Annotated in this window: 23 protein-coding genes; 16 read left to right on the top strand and 7 right to left on the bottom strand. The window is 60.7% G+C overall.

Features of this window, described 5'->3' with window-relative positions:
- Positions 1 to 89: 89 nt before the first annotated feature.
- Positions 90 to 1127, bottom strand: a complete 1038-nt coding sequence (locus tag MUU54_RS01210; protein ID WP_247242188.1) for an Ldh family oxidoreductase — start codon at positions 1125 to 1127, stop codon at positions 90 to 92.
- Between the two features lie 423 nt (positions 1128 to 1550).
- Here MUU54_RS01210 and MUU54_RS01205 point away from each other — a divergent pair, with 423 nt between their 5' ends.
- The 7 genes from MUU54_RS01205 (at position 1551) to lhpI (ending at position 8417) form a co-directional block, all read left to right on the top strand.
- Positions 1551 to 2360: an ABC transporter substrate-binding protein gene (locus MUU54_RS01205; RefSeq protein ID WP_247242187.1), complete on the top strand. Its 810-nt coding sequence runs from the start codon at positions 1551 to 1553 to the stop codon at positions 2358 to 2360.
- A gap of 70 nt (positions 2361 to 2430) precedes the next feature.
- Positions 2431 to 3096 carry an amino acid ABC transporter permease gene (locus MUU54_RS01200; RefSeq protein ID WP_247242186.1) on the top strand — a complete coding sequence of 222 codons (666 nt, stop codon included), beginning with the start codon at positions 2431 to 2433 and terminating at the stop codon, positions 3094 to 3096.
- 11 nt (positions 3097 to 3107) lie between these two features.
- Positions 3108 to 3761 carry an amino acid ABC transporter permease gene (locus MUU54_RS01195; protein WP_247242185.1) on the top strand — a complete coding sequence of 218 codons (654 nt, stop codon included), beginning with the start codon at positions 3108 to 3110 and terminating at the stop codon, positions 3759 to 3761.
- Positions 3754 to 4476, top strand: a complete 723-nt coding sequence (locus MUU54_RS01190; RefSeq protein WP_247242184.1) for an amino acid ABC transporter ATP-binding protein — start codon at positions 3754 to 3756, stop codon at positions 4474 to 4476. The genes MUU54_RS01195 and MUU54_RS01190 overlap by 8 nt, the downstream gene beginning before the upstream one ends.
- Positions 4476 to 5714, top strand: coding sequence for an NAD(P)/FAD-dependent oxidoreductase (locus MUU54_RS01185; protein WP_247242183.1), 1239 nt, complete (start codon positions 4476 to 4478; stop codon positions 5712 to 5714). Before MUU54_RS01190 ends, MUU54_RS01185 begins: the two co-directional genes overlap by 1 nt.
- Positions 5715 to 5727: 13 nt before the next feature.
- On the top strand, positions 5728 to 6729 hold the full coding sequence (locus tag MUU54_RS01180; RefSeq protein WP_247242182.1) for a 4-hydroxyproline epimerase: 1002 nt from the start codon (positions 5728 to 5730) through the stop codon (positions 6727 to 6729).
- Positions 6726 to 8417, top strand: a complete 1692-nt coding sequence (lhpI, locus tag MUU54_RS01175) for a cis-3-hydroxy-L-proline dehydratase (RefSeq protein WP_247242181.1) — start codon at positions 6726 to 6728, stop codon at positions 8415 to 8417. Before MUU54_RS01180 ends, lhpI begins: the two co-directional genes overlap by 4 nt.
- 207 nt (positions 8418 to 8624) lie before the next feature.
- Here lhpI and MUU54_RS01170 read toward each other — a convergent pair whose 3' ends face one another.
- From MUU54_RS01170 to MUU54_RS01155, 4 genes are all read right to left on the bottom strand, one after another.
- A complete protein-coding gene (locus tag MUU54_RS01170; protein ID WP_247242180.1) occupies positions 8625 to 9674 on the bottom strand; it encodes an acyltransferase family protein in 1050 nt (349 codons plus the stop codon).
- A 5-nt stretch (positions 9675 to 9679) separates the two neighbouring features.
- Entirely contained in the window at positions 9680 to 10975 is a 1296-nt protein-coding gene (locus MUU54_RS01165) for an O-antigen ligase family protein (RefSeq protein WP_247242179.1), read from the bottom strand.
- A gap of 7 nt (positions 10976 to 10982) precedes the next feature.
- Positions 10983 to 12236 carry a polysaccharide biosynthesis/export family protein gene (locus MUU54_RS01160; protein WP_247242178.1) on the bottom strand — a complete coding sequence of 418 codons (1254 nt, stop codon included), beginning with the start codon at positions 12234 to 12236 and terminating at the stop codon, positions 10983 to 10985.
- A gap of 98 nt (positions 12237 to 12334) precedes the next feature.
- Positions 12335 to 13015, bottom strand: coding sequence for a sugar transferase (locus tag MUU54_RS01155; protein WP_247242177.1), 681 nt, complete (start codon positions 13013 to 13015; stop codon positions 12335 to 12337).
- Positions 13016 to 13700: 685 nt separating this feature from the next.
- Here MUU54_RS01155 and MUU54_RS01150 point away from each other — a divergent pair.
- Entirely contained in the window at positions 13701 to 13970 is a 270-nt protein-coding gene (locus MUU54_RS01150; protein WP_247242176.1) for an exopolysaccharide production repressor protein, read from the top strand.
- Between the two features lie 81 nt (positions 13971 to 14051).
- Entirely contained in the window at positions 14052 to 15053 is a 1002-nt protein-coding gene (locus MUU54_RS01145) for a glycosyltransferase family 2 protein (protein ID WP_247242175.1), read from the top strand.
- On the opposite strand, the gene MUU54_RS01140 is transcribed toward MUU54_RS01145, so the two are convergent.
- The gene (locus MUU54_RS01140; protein WP_247242174.1) at positions 15044 to 15985 is read right to left on the bottom strand and encodes a polysaccharide pyruvyl transferase family protein; all 942 of its coding nucleotides are present in this window, start codon (positions 15983 to 15985) and stop codon (positions 15044 to 15046) included. The genes MUU54_RS01145 and MUU54_RS01140 overlap by 10 nt on opposite strands.
- Positions 15986 to 16012: 27 nt before the next feature.
- Entirely contained in the window at positions 16013 to 16993 is a 981-nt protein-coding gene (locus tag MUU54_RS01135; protein WP_247242173.1) for a glycosyltransferase family A protein, read from the bottom strand.
- Between the two features lie 110 nt (positions 16994 to 17103).
- Between MUU54_RS01135 and MUU54_RS01130 the strand changes: the two genes are divergently transcribed.
- The 7 genes from MUU54_RS01130 (at position 17104) to MUU54_RS01100 (ending at position 25001) form a co-directional block, all read left to right on the top strand.
- The gene (locus tag MUU54_RS01130; protein WP_247242172.1) at positions 17104 to 18570 is read left to right on the top strand and encodes a lipopolysaccharide biosynthesis protein; all 1467 of its coding nucleotides are present in this window, start codon (positions 17104 to 17106) and stop codon (positions 18568 to 18570) included.
- A 313-nt stretch (positions 18571 to 18883) separates the two neighbouring features.
- Positions 18884 to 20032 (top strand): acyltransferase family protein, encoded by a 1149-nt coding sequence (locus MUU54_RS01125; protein WP_281433162.1) that lies wholly within the window; start codon positions 18884 to 18886, stop codon positions 20030 to 20032.
- Positions 20033 to 20035: 3 nt separating this feature from the next.
- Positions 20036 to 20833, top strand: a complete 798-nt coding sequence (exoK, locus tag MUU54_RS01120; RefSeq protein ID WP_247242171.1) for an endo-1,3-1,4-beta-glycanase ExoK — start codon at positions 20036 to 20038, stop codon at positions 20831 to 20833.
- A 46-nt stretch (positions 20834 to 20879) separates the two neighbouring features.
- On the top strand, positions 20880 to 22079 hold the full coding sequence (locus tag MUU54_RS01115) for a glycosyltransferase family protein (protein ID WP_247242170.1): 1200 nt from the start codon (positions 20880 to 20882) through the stop codon (positions 22077 to 22079).
- On the top strand, positions 22076 to 23074 hold the full coding sequence (locus MUU54_RS01110; protein ID WP_247242169.1) for a glycosyltransferase family 2 protein: 999 nt from the start codon (positions 22076 to 22078) through the stop codon (positions 23072 to 23074). The genes MUU54_RS01115 and MUU54_RS01110 overlap by 4 nt, the downstream gene beginning before the upstream one ends.
- A gap of 5 nt (positions 23075 to 23079) precedes the next feature.
- Positions 23080 to 24003 (top strand): glycosyltransferase family 2 protein, encoded by a 924-nt coding sequence (locus MUU54_RS01105; protein WP_247242394.1) that lies wholly within the window; start codon positions 23080 to 23082, stop codon positions 24001 to 24003.
- Positions 24000 to 25001, top strand: coding sequence for a glycosyltransferase family 2 protein (locus MUU54_RS01100; RefSeq protein ID WP_247242168.1), 1002 nt, complete (start codon positions 24000 to 24002; stop codon positions 24999 to 25001). The genes MUU54_RS01105 and MUU54_RS01100 overlap by 4 nt, the downstream gene beginning before the upstream one ends.
- The last annotated feature ends 23 nt before the right edge of the window (positions 25002 to 25024 follow it).

Genomic DNA, 25024 nt, shown 5'->3' with positions numbered 1-25024 from the left:
TGTCATACAAGAAAAGGCCCCCTACAAGGAGGGCCTTTTTGGTCAAGCGTGAGCCAGTGACGGGTGATCCCCAGAGCTCCTCTCCGGCGTCACGCGACCGCGTCCAGGCCTTTCTCCAACAGGCGGTCGAGCTGTTCCATTTCCGCAGTCGTCAACGCAATGCCTTGCGCCTCCGATTTTTCTCGTGCGAGGAAGCGACGCATTGAGGGAAGGCGAGCTCCCTGACCGATGATGCTTCCGAAGAGAGCTTCGGCGCGAGCGAAGGGATCACCGCGGCGTCCGGCAGAAAATGCCTCGGGAGAAAGCGCGATTATGAGTTCACCATGCATAGGGGCAAGCGTCGTCGTTCCCAGGTAGTCGAGGACCTCGGGGCTGGTGAGGTCTCCGATCATGATGCCGGCAAGAAGTTCGATCATTGTGCCAATTGCCGATCCCTTGTGGCCGCCGAAGGGAAGCATGGCGCCGGCCAATGCCGCTTCCGGATCGGTTGTCAGTTCGCCATCTACGTCGATTGCCCAGCCTTCGGGTAACTGCTTGCCCGCACGCCGGTGCAATTCTACCTCGCCGCGAGCAGCCACGGATGTGGCGAAGTCGAAGACATAGGGGGTGCTCCCTTTGCGAGGCCAGCCGAAGGCGAAGGGATTTGTGCCGAGCAGCGGCTTCGTGCCGCCGGTAGGGGCGACCGTCGCGTAACTGGGGCACATGACGAGAGCCGCAAGCCCTTCCTCGGTGACGGCTTCCACTTCCGGCCAGAGTGCTGAGAAGTGGGTACAGTCATTGATGACGAGAGCAGCCAATCCAAATTGGCGTGCGCGCGCGGCAAGTGCGGGAACGCCCACTTCGAAGGCAGGATTGGCAAATCCCCCTCCGGCATTGACTTTGACGATGGCCGAACCTTCGTTCAGATCGAGCGAAGGGATGGCATCGGGTTTCACCTTTCCCGCCTTGACCGTGCGCAGGGCACCTTCGATGCGATAGATGCCGTGCGATTTGCACGCATCTCTCTCACCCGCGACGATGACCCGAGCAAGAGCACTCGCCTGCAAGGCGTTGAGGCCTGCCTTCAAGAAGATGGCGTCGACTCGTTCATGGAGCGCTGCAATCGTCAGGGTGAACGTCTCTGTCATCTTTTGTCTCTCAAAGCTGGGCCGACCGAGATGCGGTAGGCAGTTGGTTCTGGATACATATAGTATACACCATTTCGGCAAGCGCAAATCTGAGGCTGCCTCCCTGCCGATGGCTTTCTCATTGGAAGAAGTCGGTGATCCCCATCGTTAGGGGAGTTCGGCTTCAACGAGCTCCCGGACGGCACATGAGGGCAATATGTCATGCTGGCGCTACCCGCGCCCTAAGCCACCAAAACCTGCCACTGAAGGGGCAGCCTAAAGGCAGACGGTACCAGTCAATGAGGGCGAGGCGACCTTCGGCTCTGAACTTTTTTTCATTTACTATATACTTGTTGTATTTTTATTGTATCCTTAATGGCGATTTTCGTGGCTCCGCGCGGGGCGGTCCTGCGCAGGCGAAGATCGCATGATTGGGAGAGATCAATGAATAAGGTTTCGGTTCTGGTTTTCGGCCTCATGGCTGCCACCGCACTCGGCGGCGCTGCACACGCTGACAAACTGGATGACATCATCGGATCGGGCACCCTGCGCTGTGCAGTCGTCCTTGACTTCCCTCCCATGGGATCGCGTGACGCGGACAACCAGCCTGTTGGCTTTGACGTTGATTATTGCAACGATCTGGCAAAGGCGCTCGGAGTGACTGCCGAGATCGTCGAGACGCCCTTTCCAGAGCGCATCCCGGCCCTGATGTCCGGCCGCGTGGATGTCGGTGTGGCCTCGACCTCCGACACTCTGGAACGCGCCAAGACGGTTGGAATGACGATCCCGTACTTCGCATTCGAAATGGCGGTCACCGCGAATGACAAGTCCGGTGTGAAGTCTTTCGAGGACATGAAGGGCAAGGTGGTCGGCGCAACGGCTGGTACGTATGAGGCAATCGCTCTTGAGGAGCAGGTCAAAGCTTGGGGCGAAGGCGAGTTCCGCCCTTATCAGACGCAGGCCGATGTATTCCTGGCTCTGAGCCAGGGGCAGATTGACGCGACGGTTTCCACCTCGACCGTCGCCCAGGCGAACGTGAAGTCGGGCAACTTCACCGGACTTTCGGTTGTTGGCAAGGCGCCCTTCGATACTGATTATGTCGCCCTTTTCACCAATCGCGAGGAGTACGGCCTCATTAACTACCTCAACCTGTTCATCAACCAGCAGGTCCGGACGGGACGTTACGCGGAGCTCTATGAAAAGTGGGTAGGCGGCGAGGCGCCGGATCTCACTGTCGGCGGCGTCTATCGCTAATTGACCCGTTTCCGAGGCGGCGCTGGCGAGTAGCGGGCGCCGCTGCTCCCTTTAAAGAAGCGAGGCGGGGATGTTCAACTACACTTTCCACTGGAATCAGGCGCTCAGGGCACTGCCTCAGATGCTCGACGGCGCCCTCGTCACTCTCCAGGTTGCCGTACTGTCGATGGTCATTGGTCTGGCCTGCGCAATTGCGCTGACGGGTTTTCGCCTGTCCGGCAGCCGGATTCTGTCGGGAATCGCGGCAGTCTGGGTTGAGGTTGCACGCAACACGCCCGCTTTGTTTCAGATCTACATGGCCCATTTCGGGCTGGGCAATTTTGGCATTCACCTCAGTCCCTATGCAGCCCTACTGGCAGGCATCGCCTTCAACAATGCGGGTTATCTAGCGGAGAACTTTCGCGGTGCGCTGAAGGCAATCCCCGAGACGCAGACGCGTGCAGGCCGATCTCTCGGCATGAACTCGCTGCAGGCCTTCCGGTTCATCGTGCTGCCGCAGATGCTGCGCGTCGCCTATCTGCCGGCGACGAACCAGATGGTATGGGCGATCCTGATGACGTCACTCGGCGTGACGGTCGGGATGAACACGGATCTCGCTGGTGTTACACAGGAACTTAACGCGCGCTCGTTTCGCACCTTCGAATTCTTCGCCATCGCTGCAGTGATCTATTACTTCATCGCCAAGGCCGTGACCTTGGCCGCCAGGGCCTTAGCCTGGCGCATGTTCCGCTACTAGGAGGGTACGGCATGCTCGATACCGCCCTCACATGGAACGACCTTCTCTTCCTCGGCCAAGGTGCGGCCATGACCCTCGCCGTGACTGCGGTATCGGTTGCCGCCGGGACGATCATGGGGATCATCTTTGGTGTGATCCGCTTCCAGGCCGGACCGATCTGGTCGATGCCGCTGATGTTCTTCTTAGACATTTTCCGGTCCGTGCCGCTCCTAATCCAGTTGGTGCTTGGAAACGCTCTGCAGTCGATTGCAAAGCTTGGTTGGCCGCCGTTCACGACGTCCTGCGTGGTTCTCTCGCTCTACACTGCAGCCTACTGCACCGAGATCGTCAGAGGCGGCATCGCCTCCGTGCCCGTAACGACCCGCCGCGCCGGCCGCTCTTTGGGCATGACCTGGGGACAGGACATGCGCTACATCGTTGCGCCGCTGGCAACGCGTGTCTCGCTCCCGGCTTGGATCGGACTGACGCTGGGCGTCATGAAGGACTCGGCGCTTGTGCTGTGGCTCGGCCTGATCGAGTTGCTGCGCGCATCGCAGATCCTGGTCACCCGCCTGCAGGAGCCGCTGTTCATCCTTCTGATCTGCGGCGCCATATACTTTATCATCAGCTTCCCCATTGCCCGGCTCGGCGGTTATCTCGAAAGACGGTGGTCTCCCCATGATTGAGATTGAGAATGCCCATAAATCCTTCGGCAATTTGGAGGTCCTCAAGGGAATCAACCTGAACGTCGAGAAGGGTGAGGTGGTCACAATTATCGGCGGATCGGGCTCGGGAAAATCTACGCTGCTGACTTGCATCAACGGTCTTGAGCCCATCAACGCGGGCCGGATCCGGATCGATGGCACCGAGGTTCATGCGAAGACGACGGACCTCAACAAGCTGCGCCAGAGGGTGGGGATCGTCTTCCAGCAGTGGAATGCTTTTCCTCACCTGACCGTGCTGGAGAACGTGATGCTGGCGCCACGTAAGGTTCTCGGCCTTTCGAGGGACAAGGCTGAGGAGATCGCGGTGAAGCAACTCACTCATGTGGGTCTGCATGAGAAGCTGTCGGTCTATCCGAACAGAATGTCGGGCGGCCAGCAGCAGCGCATGGCAATCGCTCGTGCACTTGCCATGTCTCCGGAATACATGCTGTTCGACGAGGTCACCTCGGCTCTCGACCCCATGCTGGTTGGAGAGGTGCTGGACACCCTCAAGATGCTTGCGGAGGAAGGGATGACGATGATTTGCGTCACCCATGAAATGGCCTTCGCGCGTGATGTTTCCGACCGTGTTGCGTTTTTCCACCAGGGCGTGATGGCGGAGATCGGTGCGCCTGATGAGATATTCGGCTCACCTCGGAAGCCGGAAACGCAGGAGTTTCTCGGGAGCGTCCGCTGATGATACAGCCGGACGTGATCGTCATCGGGGCAGGTGTGATCGGTCTCTCCGCCGCGATCGCTGCGCAGGCGAGGGGTCTCTCAGTGACGGTGCTTGACCGAGAAGGGCCAGCGGCGGGCGCGTCGGCCGGAAATGCAGGTGCCTTCGCCTTCACCGACATCCTGCCGCTTGCGTCGCCGGGTATCATGAGAAAAGCGCCGAATTGGCTTCTCGACCCACTTGGACCGCTTTCGATTCCGCCCGCTTATGCGCCGAAGATCGCGCCATGGATGTACCGCTTCTGGCGAGCCTGTTCTCCGGCCCGCGTTGCGTCTTCGATCGATGCGCAAACTGCCTTGATGGATCTCTCGAAGGCTGAGCTCGAGCCATTCCTGCAGCAGACAGGGACGCTGCACATGCTGCGCAGGGATGGCAATCTACAGGTTTACGAAGGCCAGCCCGAGCTCGAGGCGTCGCTTCCGGGTTGGGAAGCGCGTGAAAGGCATGGCATCGAGTTCCGCCACCTTGATTCGGCGGGGATGGCGGAAGTTCAACCTGGTCTGGCACCTCGTTTCACCCACGGAACCTTCACCCCCGGCTGGTACTCTATCGCGGATCCGAAGCTCTATACGATCGCCCTCGCGGATCATTTCCGTGGCAAGGGCGGCAGGATCGAACAAGCGGATGTCACGGCATTGCGACCAGACGAGGCGGGCGTCGAGGTCATGATGAAAGGCGAGAAACGCCGCTGCACGCGCGTAGTGCTGGCCGCCGGTGCTTTCTCACACCGCATCGCCCGCACCATTGGCGAGCGCATCCCACTGGAGACGGAGCGCGGCTATAATACGACCTTGCCGCACAATGCCCTCGACCTCAGGACGCAGGTCACCTTCGGCGGACATGGCTTCGTGGTCACCCGCCTCTCCACCGGCATCCGCGTCGGAGGCGCAGTTGAGCTCGGCGGGCTTGATCTGCCGCCGAACTACAAGCGCGCGCAGGCAATGCTCACGAAAGCACAGGCGTTCTTGCCCGGCTTGAAGTCCGAAGGCGGCGTGCAGTGGATGGGTTTCCGGCCGTCATTGCCCGACAGTCTGCCGGCGATCGGGCGTGCGCGCGATCAGGCCCGTGTTATCTATGCCTTCGGCCATGGACACCTCGGTCTCACGCAATCAGCCGGAACCGCTCGGCTTGTCGCTGATCTCTTGACGGATCAGCGGCCTGCCATCGACATATCACCCTTCTCGCCTCAACGCTTCTGACAGAGTTAAAACCATGGCTTCCTATACCTTCTCCTGCATCGACGGGCATACCTGCGGGAACCCGGTTCGCCTCGTATCCGGTGGCGGCCCGCGGCTCGAAGGAGCGAACATGCTCGAGAAGCGGGCACATTTTCTCCGCGAATATGACTGGATCCGCACGGGCCTCATGTACGAGCCGCGCGGCCACGACATGATGTCTGGCTCGATCCTTTATCCGCCGACGCGCTCGGACTGCGAGGTGGCGGTTCTCTTCATCGAGACGTCCGGCTGTCTGCCCATGTGCGGTCACGGCACGATCGGTACGATCACCATGGGGATCGAAAATGGCCTCATCATTCCCCGCGAGCCGGGAAAGCTCTCCATCGAAGCGCCGGCCGGCAAGGTGGACATCACATATCGCCAGGAAGGACGTTTCGTGGAGGAGGTGCGCCTCACCAACGTCCCCGGCTTCCTCTATGCCGAGGGGTTGACTGCAGAAGTCGAGGGGTTGGGCGAAATTGTCGTCGACGTTGCCTACGGCGGCAATTTCTATGCGATCGTCGAGCCGCAGAAGAACTTTCGTGACATGGCTGATCACACCGCTGGAGAACTGGTCGGCTGGAGCCCTAAGCTGCGGGCCGCGCTCAATGCCAAGTATGAGTTCGTACATCCGGAGCATCCGGAGATCCGTGGCCTGAGCCATATCGAATGGACCGGCAAGGCGGTCCATCCGGAGGCGCATGCTCGCAATGCGGTCTTCTATGGCGAAAAGGCAATCGACCGCTCCCCCTGTGGAACGGGAACTTCTGCCCGAATGGCGCAACTGGCGGCGAAAGGGAAGCTCAAGGTGGGCGACGAATTCGTCCATGAGTCGATCATTGGGTCCCTGTTCAGGGGCCGGGTTGAGGCCGCCACGACGGTGGCAGGTCGAGATGCCATAATCCCCTCCATCGCAGGTTGGGCACGCATGACGGGCATCAACACGATCTTCATTGATGACCGCGATCCCTTCGCCCACGGCTTTGTCGTCAAATGAGAAGGACGGAATGTTCGCAGAGCATCGTCGCGGGAGAAGCTGAGGGACGGATCCTGTCGACGACAGAGGCTCTGAGCTTCTGGGGCGGCGTCTCCCCGGAAGATGGCAAGGTCATCGACGTCCATCATCCGCTGCACGGGGCCTGTATGGCCGGCGCTGTCCTCCTGATGCCGTCGAGCCGTGGATCCTGCACCGGCTCCGGAGTCCTGCTTGACTTGATCCTCAACGATCGTGCCCCTGCGGCTCTGGTATTCAGCGGCCCGGAGGATGTGTTGACGCTGGGCGCGCTGGTGGCAGCCATGATGTTCGACAGGCCGATCCCGGTTGTCCGTGTATCTGAAGATGTTTTTCAGGCTCTATCCACATGCAGCCGTGCTAGGATCATCCCCAGCCATATCGAGGCCGACGGCAGGACCATCCCACTGGCGCCGCCATCCACCGGCGCACTTGAACTGACGGTGGAGGACCGCGCTAAGCTCTCTGGTGAATTCGGGGCGGGCGTCCAACAGGCGATGCAGATCATCTGCGCCATGGCGGCCCAGCAGGGCGCGAAGAGGCTCATCGACGTGACACAAGCTCATATCGACGGCTGTATCTACGCCAGCCATGCCAACCTTCTCTTCGCGCAGAAGATTGCAGGTACTGGAGCACAGGTTCGGGTCCCGACCACCATGAACGCGATCTCTGTCGACTATGCGAACTGGCGCACGCAGAACGTCCCCGAAGCGTTCGGAGAACCGGCGGCAAAGCTTGCGGAAGCTTATGTAGAAATGGGCTGCCGGCCAACCTACACCTGTTCGCCCTATTTGCTCTCGAGTGCACCGTCTGCTGGGGAAACCATCGCCTGGGCGGAATCCAACGCCGTCATCTTCGCTAATTCGGTGCTGGGTGCGCGGACGCCGAAACATCCCGACTTTCTCGACCTATGTATCGCTTTGACAGGGCGTGCCCCGCTGGCTGGCGTCTATCTCGACGAACATCGCGGGGCGGAGCTTGTCATTGATGTAGAATTGCCGGCGCAGGTTGATGACGCCTTCTGGCCAACAATCGGCTACCTCGCGGGTCAGCGTTCCCCAGACAGAATCCCCTTGCTGCGTGGCCTTGCCTCTGCAACCCCATCGCGCGACGATCTCAAGGCGCTCTGCGCGGCTTTCGGAACCACTTCGGCTGCGCCTATGCTGCATATGGAAGGCATCACTCCGGAGGCCGCGTCATCCAATGCTTCGGGCCTGCCTCGGCGCACCATTGTGCGAACGGATATGGCCGAGGCTTGGCAACAGCTTTCCGCAGGACCCGAGCAGGTCGAACTGGTTGCTCTCGGCAGTCCCCACGCGTCGCTCGCCGAATGCCGCGCCTTCAAGGCGGCGCTGGCAGGCCGGAAGCGTCACGCGGACGTCTGGGTTATCATCACGGCCGGACATGACGTCATTGCGAGCGCTGCGGAAGACGGTACGCTCGCTGCTCTGCAGGATGCGGGCGTGACAGTCTTGCCGGATCTTTGCTGGTGCTCCATAAGTGAGCCGGTATTCCCACCAGATGCTCGCACGGTGCTGACGAATTCGGGGAAGTACGCCCACTATGGCCCCGGCTTGAGTGGGCGAAGCGTTCGCCTCGGCAGCATAGCGGAATGTGCAGAAGCGGCAGCTTCAGGCTGCTCGCCAAGGCGCAATCCCAAGTGGTTGGTATAGATACGAGGCCAGGCCGTCCTCCCGTCTGATGGCTCCGAGGATAGTGTTGTCCACGCCGATCGTCGGGCGCATCAGCCAGAAATCTGTATATGCGTCTTTGCAACCAGTGGGCATGCAAAACTGTACACTGACGGCGGTACCATTGCGCTTCGGCTGGTCGAGCATCTGTCGGAAAAACGCAAAAGGGGACTCGGCGCCGAGCTAGACCTAGTGGCCTGGCGGGCGCGTGAGCGCTTGACCAGGGGCGAGGCGTCGGCGCTTCACCAGAGACTGGATCGGCTTTTCCACCACCTCATAGGCCACGACACCGATCAGGACGCCAGCAACCACCCCGGCAGCTGCGACTGTCAATGGACTGAGGCCCAGATGAGTGCCCGCCTTGGTGACGACGGCGAGAGCCAGCGTATGCCAGAGGTAGGTGGAATAGGAGGCGTCACCGACGTAGGCCATCATCGGCAAGTTCGGTAGCCTCTTCGCCGCCTCGAGGGCCAGTACCCCCGCCACCAAAGCCATTGCCAGAGGCCCGCAGGTCCAAGCGTCGAACTCGAAGCCCCCAAGCTCGATAGTGGAGAATCCGGCGAGGGCAGTGACGATCATCAACGTGCCGAGCAACGGTCCGAATGTTTTCCCGCGCAGCCAGAGAGTGCCCAGCCACGCACCACCGGCGAATTCGAGGATCAGCGGCTGCGTGTAGAAACTGAGCAGGGGGCCGTCGCGCCCTGTTAGACTTCCGGCGAGCACAAGCAGCAGGAGAACGCCAGCCATTAACGGCAGCTGCTTTCCTGAGGGCGCGAGGAGGGCAGCGGCGAAGACGAGGTAGAAGAACATCTCGTAGTTCAGCGTCCACCCCTGCACGAGGACAGGCCACAGGTGGCCGCCATTTGGTGACGGAACCGGCAGGAAGAGGTAGGAGCCGAGGACGTGCAGAGGCTCGATCAGCAGGTTGGGAAATAGCCCCGCGGCCGCGCCTGCCAGCATGATGGTCGTCACGATCCAGTAGCTCGGCGCGATGCGGAGCAACCTATCGCGCAGGAACTGCATCGGTGCCGCCGGGCGTCGCGCATTGATCACCATCATGATGAAGCCGCTGACGACGAAGAAGACGTCGACACCCGCAGCGCCGATGTTGAAGTGAAGCCCGTTGCGCTCCGCAGCATGGAACACCACGACGGCGGCGGCTGCAAAGGCACGAAGATACTGGATCCCGTAGAGCGTTCCTCTTGTCTGGCTGATGTCGCGAGGGTGCGTCAAGTGCATGGGCGTTACCCCGAGCCGAGAGGGATTGGTCGAAGCCGGTCGTAGGGGCGGGCCTGGCGGGCCGGTATGGCGTTCGGAGCCAAACTCGGCTGCCGCTGCACAAGCGTCAGGCGTCCGGCCGCGAAGTAGAGCAGGAAAGAACCCACGTGGTAGGGGTGCATCACGTCGATCTCCACGAAGGAGCGTATGATCAGGAGCGTGATGACCGGGAAAAGGAGGCCGGCCTCGGTGCTCCGGTTGAGGAGCAACAGGCGTCCGAAATGGCCCGCCGCGGTCCGCACCAGAACGAGCACGAGGAGAAGCGTGCCGAGCAGGCCGGTCTCGACCATCGTCTCGATATAGGTGTTGTGGAAATGGAAGCCGCTGCGCGAGGCGATGAAGAAGTCGTCCCAAAGGCGCTCCGCGTCGGGGAAGCCTGGAACCCAGTAGCCCTGGTATCCGACACCGAGCCATGGCGCGTTGCCTGCGGCCACCATGCCCTGCTGCCATAGATAGGTGCGTCCCGTCAGCGTGGTGTCCTTGCCGAAGGCGCCCAGCACGGCATTCATGGCGCCCGATTGGAGGACAAAGGCCGCCGCGCCCACACCGATAAAGAGACCGGCAATGAAGAGGACACGCCGCTGCCTGGGAGACACGCGCACGATGATCTGCATTGCCCCCGCCACGAAGAGGACGGCCAGCGTCGTGATGACGGAGGTCGCCGACTGGGAGGCGAAAAGCGAGTAACCGGAAACCAGCCCCACACCGGCCGCAAGCAGCCGCCAGATGCCGGACGCGGGGAAGATGAAACAGGTCGTGAAGGTGAAGAGAACGCCGAGCGACGCATAGAAACCGAGCTGGTTCTTGGAGGAGAACGCACCAACGAAGCTGTAGCTTCCGTCGAGTGGATCGTAATGGTAGCTCCCGGCCATCAGCGAGTAGAGTAGCACCACGAAGCAGCCTATCATGGCACCGCGCGACAATGTCTGCGGTGCAAGAACGCGCACGGCGATCAGCGCGCATACGATATGCGTCAGGTATTGGATGGAGGCGCGAAGCGAGGTAGCGGGCGCCGCCGACCAGAAGCTCGACAGGAAGCAGACAATCGCGAAGGCAAAGATCCAGCCGTAGCGGCTGTACCGGCCCAGCACCCTCTTGTAGTCCACCAGCACCAACGGAAGCCAAAAGCCGTAGTACAAGAGGATGGAGATCGGCCCGAAGCGGGTCGAATAGGCGAAGACGAAGAACGATAGCATCAGCGCAAGCAGCCCGTAGGCCTGGTTGCGCTGCGGACCCACAATCATCGCCTTGGCGATCTTCATCGCGGCCTCACTGCATCAGCACTTCGGAGGCAACCTTGACGACGTCACCAGGCTTCAGGCGCGTGGATTCGGTAACGGCTGTTTCCTTCGTGCCGTCGCCTTCCTCGCGAACCACAACGTACTTGATGGTGGCTTTAGTCGCGTCGAATTTCAGGGCTTCCGCCGACTGCGCAAGCGCCTCGGACATCAACTGGCGGCTGGTGTTGAGCTCCAGGTCCAGCTTCTCCAGTTCAGCTTCGGTATCCTGGAGTTCCTTCGTGCGCTGCGCTTCCCAGTCGTTGCGCAGGTTTATCTCGTCCTGGTTGGCCTTGCTGATGTCCTGCTTGGCGCGCAGCGAGGCGGTATCGATGTCAAGCAAAGTGGATTCCACATCTGCGGTGCGCTCTTCGATGGACAGACGGCGCTGGCTTGTCGCCAGACCCTGCTCGCTGAGGCGCGAGATGCGTTCCCGGTCTCGCTGAACCAGCTTCAGCTGCTCCTTCTGCGTTTCCGCTTTTTGCTGGAGCGACTTCACCTCGTTCTGGAGCAGATCCCGAAGGTCGGCGAGCGCCTTAAGCTGAAGCTCATAGCGCTCACGCCGCGACTTCATCAGCGCCTTCTCGCTCTCAAGAAGAGCCCGCGCATCCGGAACGTTCTCCAGGGATGCAGGCATCGCAATATCGTCGGCGCCCTCTATTTCCGCCAGCAGCCGCGCCTGGCGGGCGAGCAACCGCCCCCGTTCGCTTCCGTAGACGGCAGCATTGCCGCTTGCGTTGATGAAGTCGCGGGCAAAGCGCTGGCCGGCATCTGCGCGCCGTAGACCGCCAGCGAGGCTCACTGCCTTGAGCACCGTCATCCCCGGCACGTAAGGGTATTCTCCAGGCGTCGTGACATCGCCCGTAAGATAGACCGGCCGAAACTTCGCGATCTCTACAGAGGCCGAAGGCTCGGTTCTCAGCGCGAACTCGCTTTGAAGCCGTTGACCGATCTCCTTGGAAACCTCGCCGGTGGTCTTTCCAGCAACCGGCAGCTCGCCGATGAACGGCAGGGAGATGCTCCCGCCCGGACCGACCGCGTAATCGCCTCCGATGACGCTCCAGTCCCGGATCGTACCTTCTGCAGGCTGCCATTCGGCCACCCGGATCCTGACCTGGTCCATGACGCCCAGGTGATAGGCAGTCTCTTCGGCCTGGCCGGGGGCAGCCGCTGCCAATGCCAGGGCAGAGGCGAGGAGGCCGATAGCGGCCATCTTCGGGCGCGATGCGGGCGTCTTGTTGCGCATCTTGTTTCCTTATCTGTTCCTTTAGCGGCTCAAGGCGAAGATGAGATTCATCTTCGCCTGAGATCGTGCCACTTGCGATACGATCGTGCGCGGAGTGCTCAGTAGCTTCCGCGGGACAGGCAGACCGCCGGAATGGTCTTCGCGATGATCAGGACGTCCTGAACGAGCGACCAGTTCTGGACGTAATGCGTGTCGAAGGCGATCCTGCTCTCGTAGGAGACGTCGTTTCGCCCGCTGATCTGCCAGAGGCCGGTCAGGCCCGGGCGGGTGCTCAGGTAATAGGCGGCGTGGGCATCGTAAAGATTCAGTTCCTCGTCCACCACGGGACGGGGCCCCACCACGCTCATGTCGCCACGGATGATGTTGATGAGCTGGGGCAGTTCGTCGAGGCTCAACTTGCGAAGGACAGCGCCCACCGCTGTGACCCGCGGATCAGTGCGCAGCTTGCGTGTCCTGCGCCACTCCTCGGCGGCGACGGGATTGGCATTGAGGTAGGCCCGCAACACCTCGTCCCCGTTCGGCACCATCGTGCGGAACTTGAGGCAGTGGAAGTACCGCCCGTGGTGGCCCACCCTGCGATGGCCGTAAAAGACCGAGCCGCCATCGGAAAATTTGACGAGCGCCATGATCAGAAGAAAAATGGGGCTGAAGATGATCAACGCCGCCAAGGCAGCTGTTAGATCGAAGCTGCGCTTGGCGAGCCCCCCAGTGGCAACGCCGGGAGAGTTCTCGCCTGCGTTGAAGAACGGCAATCCGGCCGAACGTGTCGCTGACTTCATAGAATGGCTCCATCTAAGTGTGCGATTGTGTCGGTCGCCTGGTGGCGGTTCGTGCGCGCCCAAAGGATAATAAGTCTGTGGTCGCAGTTTGGTAGGAGTGTGAATTTTCGCATACACCGGGTGAGCAGCCAGCAGGCTGTGGTACGCACTGATACGCTGCGAATCCGGGCCGCGGCCAGTCGGTTGATTTTCAATAAACTTGTATATGTATTTATGTAAAATTGTGGAGCACGAATTAATATATGCTAAATTCAGCGACCAATACATCGCAAACAACGTTGAGCTCCACCAAAAATTCTTAGCTATTGATGATAGTGCTTTGCTAGAGGCAAATATGTGCAAGGATTTGCCTCACACTTGTGCAGTGCAATACATTGTTGCAACGCAGCAGTTGTGGGGCTTGCCGCTACACCTGCGATACAAAAGTTGATCGATATCAATCTCCGTCGAACCCCTGGCGCAGCAGCAAGTGTCGCACGCGGGCGGAATTGTGTCCGACCTGAGGCAGGGCCAGCCACCGCCCAATGGCTCGATCGGTTGGAGAGGGCGAAACTTACGAAAGTTTCATCACTTCCCTGCATATTCGCTGTCTGAACCTGTGTACCTGTAAAGCTCGATATGCTTCAATGACTGGAGAGGAGCAAACAGACCACCTACGATCTGCATGTCCGGGAGGATTGAGTCCATGTACGCGCCGCGCGTATTCTTCAGTATGATTTGTGTCCTGCTGGTATTTGCCGTCGCGGCTTTCTGGCAGAGCGGATCCCTTTTGACAGCGTTGCTTTCAACAGTCGTTTGCGCTGTTCTTCTGCAGGTCGGCTACTTCGTAGGAATTCTCTATCTGGTTCGCCAGGAGAAGCGCCACCGAAGCGGAGCAGCAGAACCCTCACATCCGCAGCAGGCAGTGGATGCTCATGCAGCAGATGACATTCCTGCTGACGCAGCTCGGCACTGAGGTCCATCCATCGGTCTTCCACATCACGGTCATCTTCCTAGCTTCTAGTGGCGTCGCACGACATCACGAGAGACAACGGACATGACAAAACCCTTCCCTGATGCGATCTGTGTGATCATCGCCGCCAGGAATGCGGCCGCGATCCTTCCGGCGGCAATACGCTCGGCGCTCTCCCAGCCGGGCGTGACGGAAGTGGTCCTCGTCGACGACGCCTCCACCGACGACACGGCGGCGGTGGCCGAAAGCGCAGGCGATGGCAGCGGACGGCTGCGGGTGATCTCGCTGAAAACCAATCGCGGGCCGGCGGCTGCACGAAATGTCGCGATCGAGAACTCGGCTGCGCCTTTGATTGCCATCCTGGATGCAGATGACTTCTTCTTCCCCGGGCGCTTTGAGGCGATGCTGCAGCATCGTGACTGGGACCTGATCGCCGACAATATCGCCTTCACCCGAACCTCCCATCCGCAGCATCAGCCTCAGGACTTCCAGGCGCGGGCACGGTCGCTATCGACGATCGAATTCATCGAGGGCAATATCAGCCAGCCCGGATTGCGGCGGGGTGAGATCGGGTTTCTGAAGCCGGTGATGCGGCGGAGCTTCCTGGACGAGCACGGTCTGCGCTACAACGAGAACCTTCGGCTGGGCGAAGACTATGATCTCTACCTGCGCGCTCTGGTCAAGGGCGCCCGCTATACGGTCATCGAGCACGTCGGCTACGGCGCCGTAGTCAGGCCCGACTCCTTGAGCGGGCAACACAGGACCGAGGACTTGCGGCGCCTCTGTGAAGCCGATGCGGCTGTTCGCAAGACACCGGGATTACCCGAGGACGTCGCGGCAGCAATCAGGCGGCATGAAAGCCATATCCGCGATCGCTACCGCCTGCGCGCCTTCCTCGACAGCAAGAAACGCGGTGGCATGGCGGAGGCGTTGCGCTTCGCCCTTCGCGATCCGGCTGCCATGCCTGCCATCGCGTCAGGGATCTACAGCGATAAGACGCAGCGCCTCCGACCGGCGCAGGCGGATGTCGCTCCGGAAACCGGCTTCAGATACCTGCTGCCGGGCGTGCCATTGGCTCATAAGTAGTCACGGCGGACACCATCGAGAACCTCGTGAAAGCGCTCTTTGAGGGATGCAAGGGTGTGGTCATTGCTCAGCTGCGGCTCCTCGCGGCTCGCCTGCCAAAGCGACAGGATGGAAGGTGCCGCCAGCAGTTGCTTAGCTGCCCCGCGCACGCCGCCTTGTGACGGCTTCGGCCGCGCAAGAACCTCGCCGGACGCGGGTTCGGCGGTGACCGGCGTCGCCGTGTCACGGTCAAAGGAGAGCCCCCAGAAACGGGTCCTCTTCTTGATCGCTTCGGCCCGGGTGGACACCGGAACGAAGCGCGGCCGGTAGGTGACGCCGACGCTCGTTGCCCAGTCGTTCCACTTGAAGTCGTTGATCGAGGAGGAGGTCGTCACCGCGACCCACGGCACCCGGAAGGCATCCGCAAGGATGGCGCCATGCATGGATTCCGCGATTATTAGTTCGGATTGCGCGATGTGGCGGATCACCGATTTGGCCTCGCCGCGGGGATCGAGATAGGTCAGGCCTGCGGGTTCGCACACCGACTGCCAGATGCCGAATTCCGCCGATTCCCAGTGCGGCACGAAGGTCTTCTTGTGAAGCTTCGGCAGGTTCAGGAATTCTGCCATGTCGCTGATCATCACCGCGGGATCGACGATCCCCATCTGGGGCGGCAGGCCCAGTCGCTGCGCGGTTCTCGGGCCGCGAACGCAGCGGATGTCCCATTCACGCGTGTCATTCGTATCCGGCGGCTCGCCATAGCCATAACCACTACCGATGACGAGTTTATGGACGCCGCTCGGAAGCAAGGTCGGGTTCAAGACGGTGCCGACCCCCACGAGCAGCGTTTCCTCCCGCACCTCCCGCAGGCCCGGCAGCAGCGCATCCCAGAGCCACAGGTTCAGGTCGTCGCCGAAATTTCCATGATGTGATGGCCAATGATACGGCTTCATCTCTGCTCTCCGTGATGGGGCGAAAGGTTAGGGGCTTGATTGCCGGTTGGTACGCGGAAATTTGCCGGCGCCAAGCTCCACCAAGGTTCGTAGAAGTCTCGGGTCGCGCCAGGCCCACCGTGCCAGCAGGCCGATATCGGGAGCGGCGCGTTTGCGCACACGGCCCGCCTGGCTCCACAGCGCCTGCTGGCGCGCCCGGTCCTTGTAAAGCGTGATGGATGCGACGTCTTCGGGGCGGCGCGAAAAGCGCTGCTCCAAGCGATCAAGCGCTTCCCAGGTGTTGAACTGCTGCCGCAGAAACTGCGGAGACTGGTTGTCGATGCTGTGGAAGATGTTCAGCCCCAGCCCCCTGACAGCACCCGCTTCGTCGCACAGCAGCGTGCGCTTCGAGGCCATGATGCAATCGCAGAAGAACAAGACGTCTTCGGCGGCAAGGCGCAAGGCCGCATCGAAGCGGATCTTCTCGAAGAGATCGCGCCCAAGCACCATGCAGGAAAGGTGCAGGAAGCTCCAGTTCTTCAGCATCACGCTGGCAAGATCCGGCATCTCGATGACGAGAGGCGCATCCGAAAGGCGCTTGCCACCTTCCTTCGCCTCCAGTTCCGCCATTCCGAAGTGATAGTAGAATTCGGAACTCGCCTGCATCGAATCCCAATAGCAGTCGCCGTCGAAGCGCGTCATGAACTCCTGCGCGTTGTTCAGATGATCGGGAAGCCATAGATCGTCAGAATCCAGAAAGGCGACTAAGCGGGTCGATGCCGGCACATTGTCGAGACCGGTGTTTCGAGCGCCGCCTGGGCCAGCATTTGCCTGCTTTAAGACGGTGATCCTTGATCTTGCATTCGCGTCAAGAGGCTCCAGTTCATTCTCTGCCGGAACGGGGGATTCATCATCGACGACGAGCACGTCGAAATCCTGAAGCGTCTGACTGAAGATGGAGTCCAGCGCACGGCGCAGGATTCCGGCCTCTCGTTGATAGAAGGGAATGATCACTGTGAAGGTCGCCATCTTTTCGCCCCTGCTGTCCTGAAGGAATGAAAGCTACAGCCTGATTTCTTGCCTGCGAGCGGCTGGCACAACTCCTTGCGCCGACGCTCCAACCACGGACCTACTCCTCTATGGCTCCAGTTCATGGCGTGAAGACGATCACCACAAACGTCGGGTGGAGTGTCCTGTCAAAGACTGCGACATTCGGGCTGAAGTTTGTCACAGTACCGATCTTGGCAAGGCTTTTGTCGCCGGATGAGTTCGGCGTGGTGGCGATTGCGCTTACCGTGGTGCAGTTCCTGACGATGATCGGAGGCGCCGGACTGACGGCTGCTCTGATCATGCAGCAGGACACGGACGAGGACACGGTTCACAGCGTGTTCTGGGCCAATCTTGCCATCGCGTGCCTGATGTCTTTTTTCCTTTACGCAGGCGCAGAGCCGCTGGGAACCCTGATGGGGGCGCCCGAAAGCGGACCGCTCTTGCAGGTCATGGCCTTGCTGATTCCCCTGCAGCTCTCGGGCGACGTCGCCTATACGCTTCTCGCCAAGCGGATGAACTTCAGCAAGGACGCGATGTGGAGCACGATCTCGGAATCCGTGGCCGCGATCGCCGCAGTGGTCATGGCCTACCACGGGTTCGGCGTCTGGGCGCTTGTGACGCAGTTGTTCTGCGCGGCGTTGATCCGCCTCGTCGGACTTTATTCCGCCTCACGCTACCTGCCGAGGCCAGTGCTGCGCCCCCGAAAGCTAACGCCGCTCCTGGGGTTCAGCTCCGGTGTCATGGGTTCCGAGATCGCAAATTTTGTCACCTTCCAGTCTCCGATGATCGTGATTGCCCGTCTGCTGGGACTGGCGGATGCCGGCGCCTATTCGGTCGCCAACCGCTTCGCAAGCATCCCCAATCAGGTCGTGCTGACGGCGGTCATGGGCGTGCTGTTTCCAGCCTTCAGCCTGATGGGAGACGATCGCAAGCGCCGCTCCAACGCACTGATGTTGAGCACGCAGGTAACGACGGTGCTGCTCGCGCCAGCCATGTTCGGCCTGTGGGCGGTGGCCCAGCCGGCGATGACCGCTATCTTCGGCCAGGGTTGGGCTCATGCCTGGCCGGTGCTTGGACTGCTCGCCCTGTCGAAAGGTATCATCACGCCCTGCAGCACGTTCATTCCTTATCTGAAGGGAACGGGGCACGGGAGAGTTCTGTTCTGGTCGGCAGTCATTCGGGCGATCGTCACCACGGCAGCCATCGCCTTCGCGGCCTGGTACGGCAATCTGGTAGATGCGATGATCGCCCTTTGCGTCGTGAACGCCGTCACGCTCATCGGTTATTCCTGGGTGGTGTTCCGCGTCGAAGATATCCCGTTGCTGAGCGGCCTGGTGACGAGCAGCCGGTCCATGATCAACGCCATGGTTATGGCCGTTTGCGTGCGCGCAGCCATGGGCCACTTCCAGGCCCGCCTGGACAATCCCTACCTTGAACTCGTCGCAGGCGCGGCGCTCGGGGGCCTCGTCTATGGGGTTCTTCTTCTGCTGACGGAAAGAACGCTGCTGCGAAAACTCCTCCAGCTCGTGAAAACGCGATCGGCTGTTGCAGTGTAACTGCCCGATTGGAGCCATATTGCGCGCAACCGGTGTAGGCGCAGGTCGATGCACCCTCCCAAAATTATTCGAATGCGAACAGAAATCCGGATCATCAAGGTCCGTTTGAGGAGTCTAACATTCCCTTGTTCTCAGTGGGAGCGGGAACAACGTCAAACTTGCCGGGCTCCAAAAGTCTGACACGGCCTTCCCTTTTTGCTGCGCCGCCACATTTTCCTCCAATGCGACGTTGATGTTCTGCGGACGCGGGCGAAAGTCTGCTCTGACTGAAACGGTGGCGAAGGGAGGCGCTGCCCAAATAGGGGTGACTCGTTTGGCAGTCGATCAGAACCTATCCTCCCGCATCAACTTGATGCGCATCCTGTTGATTGGCGGCATCGTCTTCGTTCACGTGCCGTTCAACGACGAGACAAGTCCCTTCCTCGGCACGTTCGGGGCGTTCGACTGGCTCAGGGTCTTCCTTGGAGAGAGCCTCTTTCGCATCGGTGTCCCGTGCTTGAGTGCAATCTCCGGCTATCTTCTTTTTCGCCGTGGCGTCTCGAATTTCCAGTTCGCTCCGGTCGTTCTGTCGAAGCTCAACACGGTGCTGTTGCCGTTCCTGCTGTGGAACCTCGGGCTCCTGCTGCTGGTCCTGCTGATGCAGCAAGCGCAGATCGGGATCGGCTACTTTCCCGATATGGCTAATAGTGGCCCTGCGGAAATGGCCGATCATGCCTTCGCGCTGCAGGGATATCCCGTCAACCTGCCGCTCTACTTCCTGCGGGATCTGCTCGTCTGCATCCTGCTCTCCCCCATTCTTGCTGCGCTGGTCCATCGGGCGCCTTGGCTTACCTGCGGTAGCCTGTTTCTCCTTGCGATACTGCCTTATGTAACGATCGGGTTGGTGCTGAAGAAGTCGATCTTGTTCAGCTTCGCTCTCGGCATCGCTGTCGCGATACACGGGCTCGATGCGAAGGCACTTGATCGACACGCCGCGGCAGGAGTGGTGGTCGTCCTCCTTGCTGCCATCGTCCTGGCAGCCGGCTTATATTGGACGGGGCCGGCCTTCCCGTATTGGCTCGAGCTCGCACAAAATACGCTCTCGATCGTGGGAGCTCTAGGGTTCTGGCTGCTTTCGGCGCTGCTGATCCGGAGCGCGCTCGGGCAGAAACTGGCGCAAACGGGAAGCCTCAGCTTCTGGGTCTTCTGCGCCCACTACCCCTTGCTCGTCGGGTTGTGGATGGTCTGGAACCGCGTGGGTTCGGCGGACGCTTACCCGTTCTTTTACGTCGGCGCGCTCATCGTGACGTTCACGGTCCTGGTCACATCCAATGCGATGATCAATCGACTGCTGCCCACCGTCTATAAGGTCCTGACCGGAAGCCGAGGTCGCCGCCGGCCATCGGCGCTCGCCCCCGGTGGTGCGCGCAATGCTGAAGCCACCGCCACCAACGCTGCCGCGCTCAGCCAAGATTGGAGATAAGTCATGAAGACAACGTCCCCCGCTGCAAAGCACACGCTTACCGCCCCCTTGATCGCACTGGCTCTGATTGCATCCGGCTCTAGTGCCGTTGCTCAGACCGGCACCGGAGGTGGATCCTTCGTAGAGGAGTTCGATCGGCTCGACACCTCCCGCTGGTATGTCTCCGATGGCTGGAGCAATGGCTCCCACCAGAATTGCACCTGGTCGAAACGGCAGGTGCAGATCGAGAACGGCACCCTGCAGCTGGGGTTCGAAGCAGCCGAGGCTGGCGATCGCAAGTTCGCTTGTGGCGAGATCCAGACCCGCGCACGCTATGGCCACGGCACCTATGAGGTTCGGATGAAGGCGGGAGAGGGATCCGGACGCAATTCCGCCTTCTTTACCTATATCGGGCCCACCGACAAGAAGCCGCACGACGAGATCGATTTCGAGGTGCTCGGCAAGAACCTCGATCAGGTGCAGCTCAATCAATATGTCTCGGGCAAGGGCGGCAACGAAAAGCTCGTCAGCCTGGAGGAGAGCGCAGATGAAGTCTTCAACGACTTTGCCTTCATGTGGGAGGAAGGGCGGCTGCGCTATTTCGTGAATGGCGAGCTTGTTCACGAAGTCACGGATGCCTCCAAGATACCGTCAAACCCGCAGAAGATCTTTCTCAGCTTCTGGGGCTCCGACAACTTGAAGAACTGGATGGGTCCCTTCTCTTACGAAGGGCCGCGGACGATGGAGGTCGAGCGCGTCGCCTTCACGGCTCAAGGCGATGTTTGCCAGTTTCCGGAGTCGCTCCTTTGCAAGCTGGACTGAGCCGCCAGCAAAAGCCGGGCGAGAGTAAGCGAAGGAGACAGGCTGTATGACTGATGTTCTCTACCTTGCACATGACCTGAGCGACGCCGCTGTGCGTCGCCGCGTGCTGATGTTGAAGGCGGGCGGAGCACGCGTCACCGTGGCAGGCTTCCAGCGTGCCGGTAATATGCTCGCGGATGACCCCGAGGTGCGCATTATTGTTCTCGGACGAACAGCAGATGCTCGCATGGGCCAACGCGTGGCCGCAGTCTTGTCGGCATCGGTGACGCTGAAGCGCAAGCTTGCAGACGTCACAAGACCAGACGTTATCCTGGCTCGAAATCTCGAAATGCTCGCGCTGGCGGGCCGGGCGTCGAACCTGTTCGGCGGCGAGACACCGATCGTCTACGAGTGCCTGGATATCCACCGCCTGCTTCTCGATAACGGCAGCAAGGGACGGATGCTGCGGACAGCAGAGGGCTATTTCGGCCGAAACGCCAGCCTCATCCTGACGAGCTCGCCTGCATTCATCGAGAACTACTTCGAGAAGCGGTCCCGGCTCGATCTTCCGACCCTGCTTTTGGAAAACAAGGTGCTCAATCTTGGTGGTCGCCTTCGCACCGGTCAACCGCGCCCTGCCCCTCCGTCTGCGGGGGAACCTTGGCGCATCGGTTGGTTCGGCGCGCTCCGCTGCAGAAAGTCCCTGCAGATCCTGACCGATTTCGCGCGGCAGATGGAGGGGAAAATCGAAATCGTGCTTCGCGGCCGACCTGCCTACAGCGAGTTCGAAGACTTCGATAGGCTGGTCAGGGAAGCGCCCCACGTCCACTTCGCTGGCCCCTACCGCAACCCGGAAGACCTGGCCGAAATCTATCGCAACGTCCATTTCACCTGGGCGATCGACTTCTTCGAAGAGGGCCTGAATTCGGACTGGCTGCTGCCGAACCGCCTGTACGAGGGTTCGCTCTATGGAGCAGTCCCCATTGCGCTCTGCTCGACGGAAACGGGTCGCTTCCTGCAGCGCAAATCGATCGGACTCACCCTGAAGACCGCAGCGCCTGAGGAACTGGCGGCAATCTTCGACGAGATGAACGCGAGCGAATACAGCGAATTCTCCCAGCGTATGGCGATGATCGACCCCTCGAGCTGGGTCAGCGGCCCCGAGGAGAGTCGGGCACTGGTTCAGCGCCTGTCGGGCCTGTACGGCAGCACCCAGCCATCTGCGCGTCCCCTTCAGTCACCGCTGCAGTCCGGAGGCACACCATGACGGGTGAGGCAATGAAACAGCACGATGCCTTGATCGCGATCCCCTGCCTCAATGAGGAAGCGAACATTGAGCGGCTCTTGCGCCAGCTTGTCCAAGGACGTGGCGACCGGAGTATGCCGATCGTCGTTGTCGACGGAGGCAGCACCGATGGGACCAGGCAGATCGTCGAGGACGTAACAGGGGAATTTCCTGATGTTCGCTTTCTCCATAATCCAAAGCGCCTTCAGGCCCCCGGCGTCAATCTCGCGGTGGAGCACTTCGGCGACAACTGCGAATTTCTGATCCGCGTCGATGCCCACGGGGATTACCCGCCAGACTATTGCCAGGTTCTGTTGGGAGAAGCCGTCGCACGACAAGCCGATTCCGTCGTGGTCGGCATGAAGACGGTCGGATTTGGTTTCTTCCAGCGAGCAACGGCTGTCGCCCAAAATTCCAAGCTCGGCAACGGAGGCTCCAAGCACCGCGACGGTGGAGGCGGCCATTGGGTGGATCACGGCCACCATGCGCTGATGCGCATCTCGGCCTTTCGTGCCGTCGGCGGCTATGACGAGAGCTTCAGCCACAACGAGGATGCCGAGCTCGATTACCGCCTTGCGATAGCTGGCTTCAGAATCTGGATGACGGGTGAAACATTCATGACCTATTACCCGCGGTCCACGGCTTGGTCCCTTTACCGTCAGTACCTCGGCTATGGACGGGGCAGGGCGAGAAACATGCTGAAGCACCGGATGGTGCCCAAGCTTCGGCAGGCTCTTCCGCTGGCTGTGGTTCCCGTCTTCGTCGGGGCATTGCTGGCATTCCTGCATTGGATCGCGGCTGTGCCATTCGTCCTGTGGGCAGGCTTGTGCGTCGCCTATGGCTTCTGGATCGCGGTTTCGCAGAAGAATCCATACGGCCCGATGGCAGCGGTTTCGGCAATGATCATGCACTTTGCCTGGTCGGCGGGATTCTGGTCGGAGCTTTTGCGGATTGGACGAAGGAGGGTCGCTCAGTGACTGGCATGACCCACGCACCCGTTTCGGTAGACATTGCCGTTTGTACCTTCCGGCGCCCCGCGCTTCGTGACACGCTGATTTCTCTTTTCGAGCTGACGCCTCCGCCCGGGTTGAACATCCGGCTGATCGTCGCCGACAACGAGGCAGAGCCCAATGCGCATGCTTTGGTCGATGCAATGCGGGCGGAGGCGCCCTACGAGATCGAATACGTCCATTGCCCGCAATCGAACATTTCGCTCGCCCGAAACGCATGCCTGGCTGCCTGCAAGGCGGACTATCTTGCTTTCATCGATGACGACGAAGTGGCCACTCGGGGGTGGTTGCAGGAGCTCTACGAGACCATCCGTACCACCGGCGCGGACGCGGTGCTGGGTCCTGTCGAAGCCGTCTATGACGACACGGCGCCCGAATGGATGCGAAACGGGGATCTGCATTCGACGAGGCCGGTCTGGGTCTCGGGGACGATCAAGACGGGCTATACCTGCAACGTCATCCTCGACATGCGCTCGCCCCATGTTGCGGGACGTCGGTTCAGCCTGGCGCTTGGACAAAGTGGTGGCGAGGATACGCAGTTCTTTTCTGCCATGACGGACGACGGCGGCTCCATCGCCTTTGCGCCGAAAGCACTTCTGCGAGAGCCGGTGCCCGCCGCCCGGACCTGTTTCACCTGGTTGTGCAAGCGCCGCTTCCGTTCTGGCCAAACCCATGGCCGCATCCTTGCCAGCAAGAATGCACGGGGCGGCCGCGTGCCGCAGGCGGGGCTTGCGCTGGCGAAGTCGACCTATTGCGCTGTCGCAGCGCTGGCGACGGCAGCCATGCCGATACGCCGCAACAAATTCATCTTGCGCGCAGTCCTTCATGCCGGTGCTGTCACCGGCCTGCTGGGAGTGCGCGAAATTCGCCAATATGGACTGGTGGAGGCCTCATGAGCGACGCGTCGCAACAGCCGGACGTCACATTCGTAATTGCCGCCTATAACGCGGAAGACACCCTTGCTCGATCAATCGATAGCGCCTTGGCGCAGACCTCGGTCGCCGTCGAAGTGGTCGTCGTCGACGACTGCTCCACCGACTCCACTTCTGCCATCGCGACCGGGTTCGACGACGGGCGCGTGAAGGTGATCAGGCAGGCTGAGAATGGCGGGCCGGGAAGGGCACGCAATACAGGGATCGCCGCTGCATCGGGAGCTTGGATTGCGGTGCTGGACGCCGATGACGAGGTAAGGCCGCAACGATCATCCGCGATGATCGAGCGCGCCCGCTCGATGGGAGCCGATATCGTCGTCGACAACCTGGAAGTGATCCCCATGGGCGGCGGCAACGCGACGCAGATGTTCACGACCGAAGAACTGGCTCGGCGAACGGAGATCACGCTCGCCGAATACATCGATTCCAACGTGATTTTCCGCGATACCTTCAACTTTGGCTACATGAAGCCGATGTTCCGCCGGGACTTTCTGCTGCGCCATGATCTGGTTTTCGGCGAGGAGCTGAGGATCGGCGAAGACTACATCATGATGGCGTCGGCGCTGGCGAGCGGCGGACGTTGTGCGGTCGAACCCTCTGCAGGCTACATCTATCACCTGAGGCAGGAGTCGATATCCCGCGTGCTGGAGCTTCGCCACGTGGATGCCATGCTCGCAGGCGATTGCGATTTCCAAGCTCGTTTTCCGTTGAAGGGGAGTGTTCTGGCGGCGCAGTACCGTCGGACGCGCAGCCTGATCGAAGCCCACACGTTCCTTACAGTGGTCGATGCCATCAAGGCGCGCTCGCCGGGCGGCGTCATTCGCGCGGCTATTGCCCATCCGGCGGCGCTGCGACACCTGCGGATGCCGATCGCGGTTCGCGTCCAGCGTCTCCTCGACCGGTCGTCTGATGTGCTGGGGCGGTCCGGTGGTCGCAAGCGTAGGGTTCGCCAGCCTGGATGAGCCGCCGGACGCGGTGCCGGCGA

It is taken from the genome of Pseudorhizobium tarimense, assembly GCF_022968135.1.
Taxonomy (GTDB): Bacteria; Pseudomonadota; Alphaproteobacteria; order Rhizobiales; family Rhizobiaceae; genus Neorhizobium; species Neorhizobium tarimense.
Note: the sequence above shows the minus strand (reverse complement) of the source record. Positions and strands in the feature narration are given on the sequence as shown.

Bases quoted from the DNA above. Each gene is read 5' to 3' on its own strand.
- MUU54_RS01210 (WP_247242188.1), bottom strand. From the start codon at position 1,127: ATGACAGAGACGTTCACCCTGACGATTGCAGCGCTCCATGAACGAGTC.
- MUU54_RS01205 (WP_247242187.1), top strand. From the start codon at position 1,551: ATGAATAAGGTTTCGGTTCTGGTTTTCGGCCTCATGGCTGCCACCGCA.
- MUU54_RS01200 (WP_247242186.1), top strand. From the start codon at position 2,431: ATGTTCAACTACACTTTCCACTGGAATCAGGCGCTCAGGGCACTGCCT.
- MUU54_RS01195 (WP_247242185.1), top strand. From the start codon at position 3,108: ATGCTCGATACCGCCCTCACATGGAACGACCTTCTCTTCCTCGGCCAA.
- MUU54_RS01190 (WP_247242184.1), top strand. From the start codon at position 3,754: ATGATTGAGATTGAGAATGCCCATAAATCCTTCGGCAATTTGGAGGTC.
- MUU54_RS01185 (WP_247242183.1), top strand. From the start codon at position 4,476: ATGATACAGCCGGACGTGATCGTCATCGGGGCAGGTGTGATCGGTCTC.
- MUU54_RS01180 (WP_247242182.1), top strand. From the start codon at position 5,728: ATGGCTTCCTATACCTTCTCCTGCATCGACGGGCATACCTGCGGGAAC.
- lhpI (WP_247242181.1), top strand. From the start codon at position 6,726: ATGAGAAGGACGGAATGTTCGCAGAGCATCGTCGCGGGAGAAGCTGAG.
- MUU54_RS01170 (WP_247242180.1), bottom strand. From the start codon at position 9,674: ATGCACTTGACGCACCCTCGCGACATCAGCCAGACAAGAGGAACGCTC.
- MUU54_RS01165 (WP_247242179.1), bottom strand. From the start codon at position 10,975: ATGAAGATCGCCAAGGCGATGATTGTGGGTCCGCAGCGCAACCAGGCC.
- MUU54_RS01160 (WP_247242178.1), bottom strand. From the start codon at position 12,236: ATGCGCAACAAGACGCCCGCATCGCGCCCGAAGATGGCCGCTATCGGC.
- MUU54_RS01155 (WP_247242177.1), bottom strand. From the start codon at position 13,015: ATGAAGTCAGCGACACGTTCGGCCGGATTGCCGTTCTTCAACGCAGGC.
- MUU54_RS01150 (WP_247242176.1), top strand. From the start codon at position 13,701: ATGTACGCGCCGCGCGTATTCTTCAGTATGATTTGTGTCCTGCTGGTA.
- MUU54_RS01145 (WP_247242175.1), top strand. From the start codon at position 14,052: ATGACAAAACCCTTCCCTGATGCGATCTGTGTGATCATCGCCGCCAGG.
- MUU54_RS01140 (WP_247242174.1), bottom strand. From the start codon at position 15,985: ATGAAGCCGTATCATTGGCCATCACATCATGGAAATTTCGGCGACGAC.
- MUU54_RS01135 (WP_247242173.1), bottom strand. From the start codon at position 16,993: ATGGCGACCTTCACAGTGATCATTCCCTTCTATCAACGAGAGGCCGGA.
- MUU54_RS01130 (WP_247242172.1), top strand. From the start codon at position 17,104: ATGGCTCCAGTTCATGGCGTGAAGACGATCACCACAAACGTCGGGTGG.
- exoK (WP_247242171.1), top strand. From the start codon at position 20,036: ATGAAGACAACGTCCCCCGCTGCAAAGCACACGCTTACCGCCCCCTTG.
- MUU54_RS01115 (WP_247242170.1), top strand. From the start codon at position 20,880: ATGACTGATGTTCTCTACCTTGCACATGACCTGAGCGACGCCGCTGTG.
- MUU54_RS01110 (WP_247242169.1), top strand. From the start codon at position 22,076: ATGACGGGTGAGGCAATGAAACAGCACGATGCCTTGATCGCGATCCCC.
- MUU54_RS01105 (WP_247242394.1), top strand. From the start codon at position 23,080: ATGACCCACGCACCCGTTTCGGTAGACATTGCCGTTTGTACCTTCCGG.
- MUU54_RS01100 (WP_247242168.1), top strand. From the start codon at position 24,000: ATGAGCGACGCGTCGCAACAGCCGGACGTCACATTCGTAATTGCCGCC.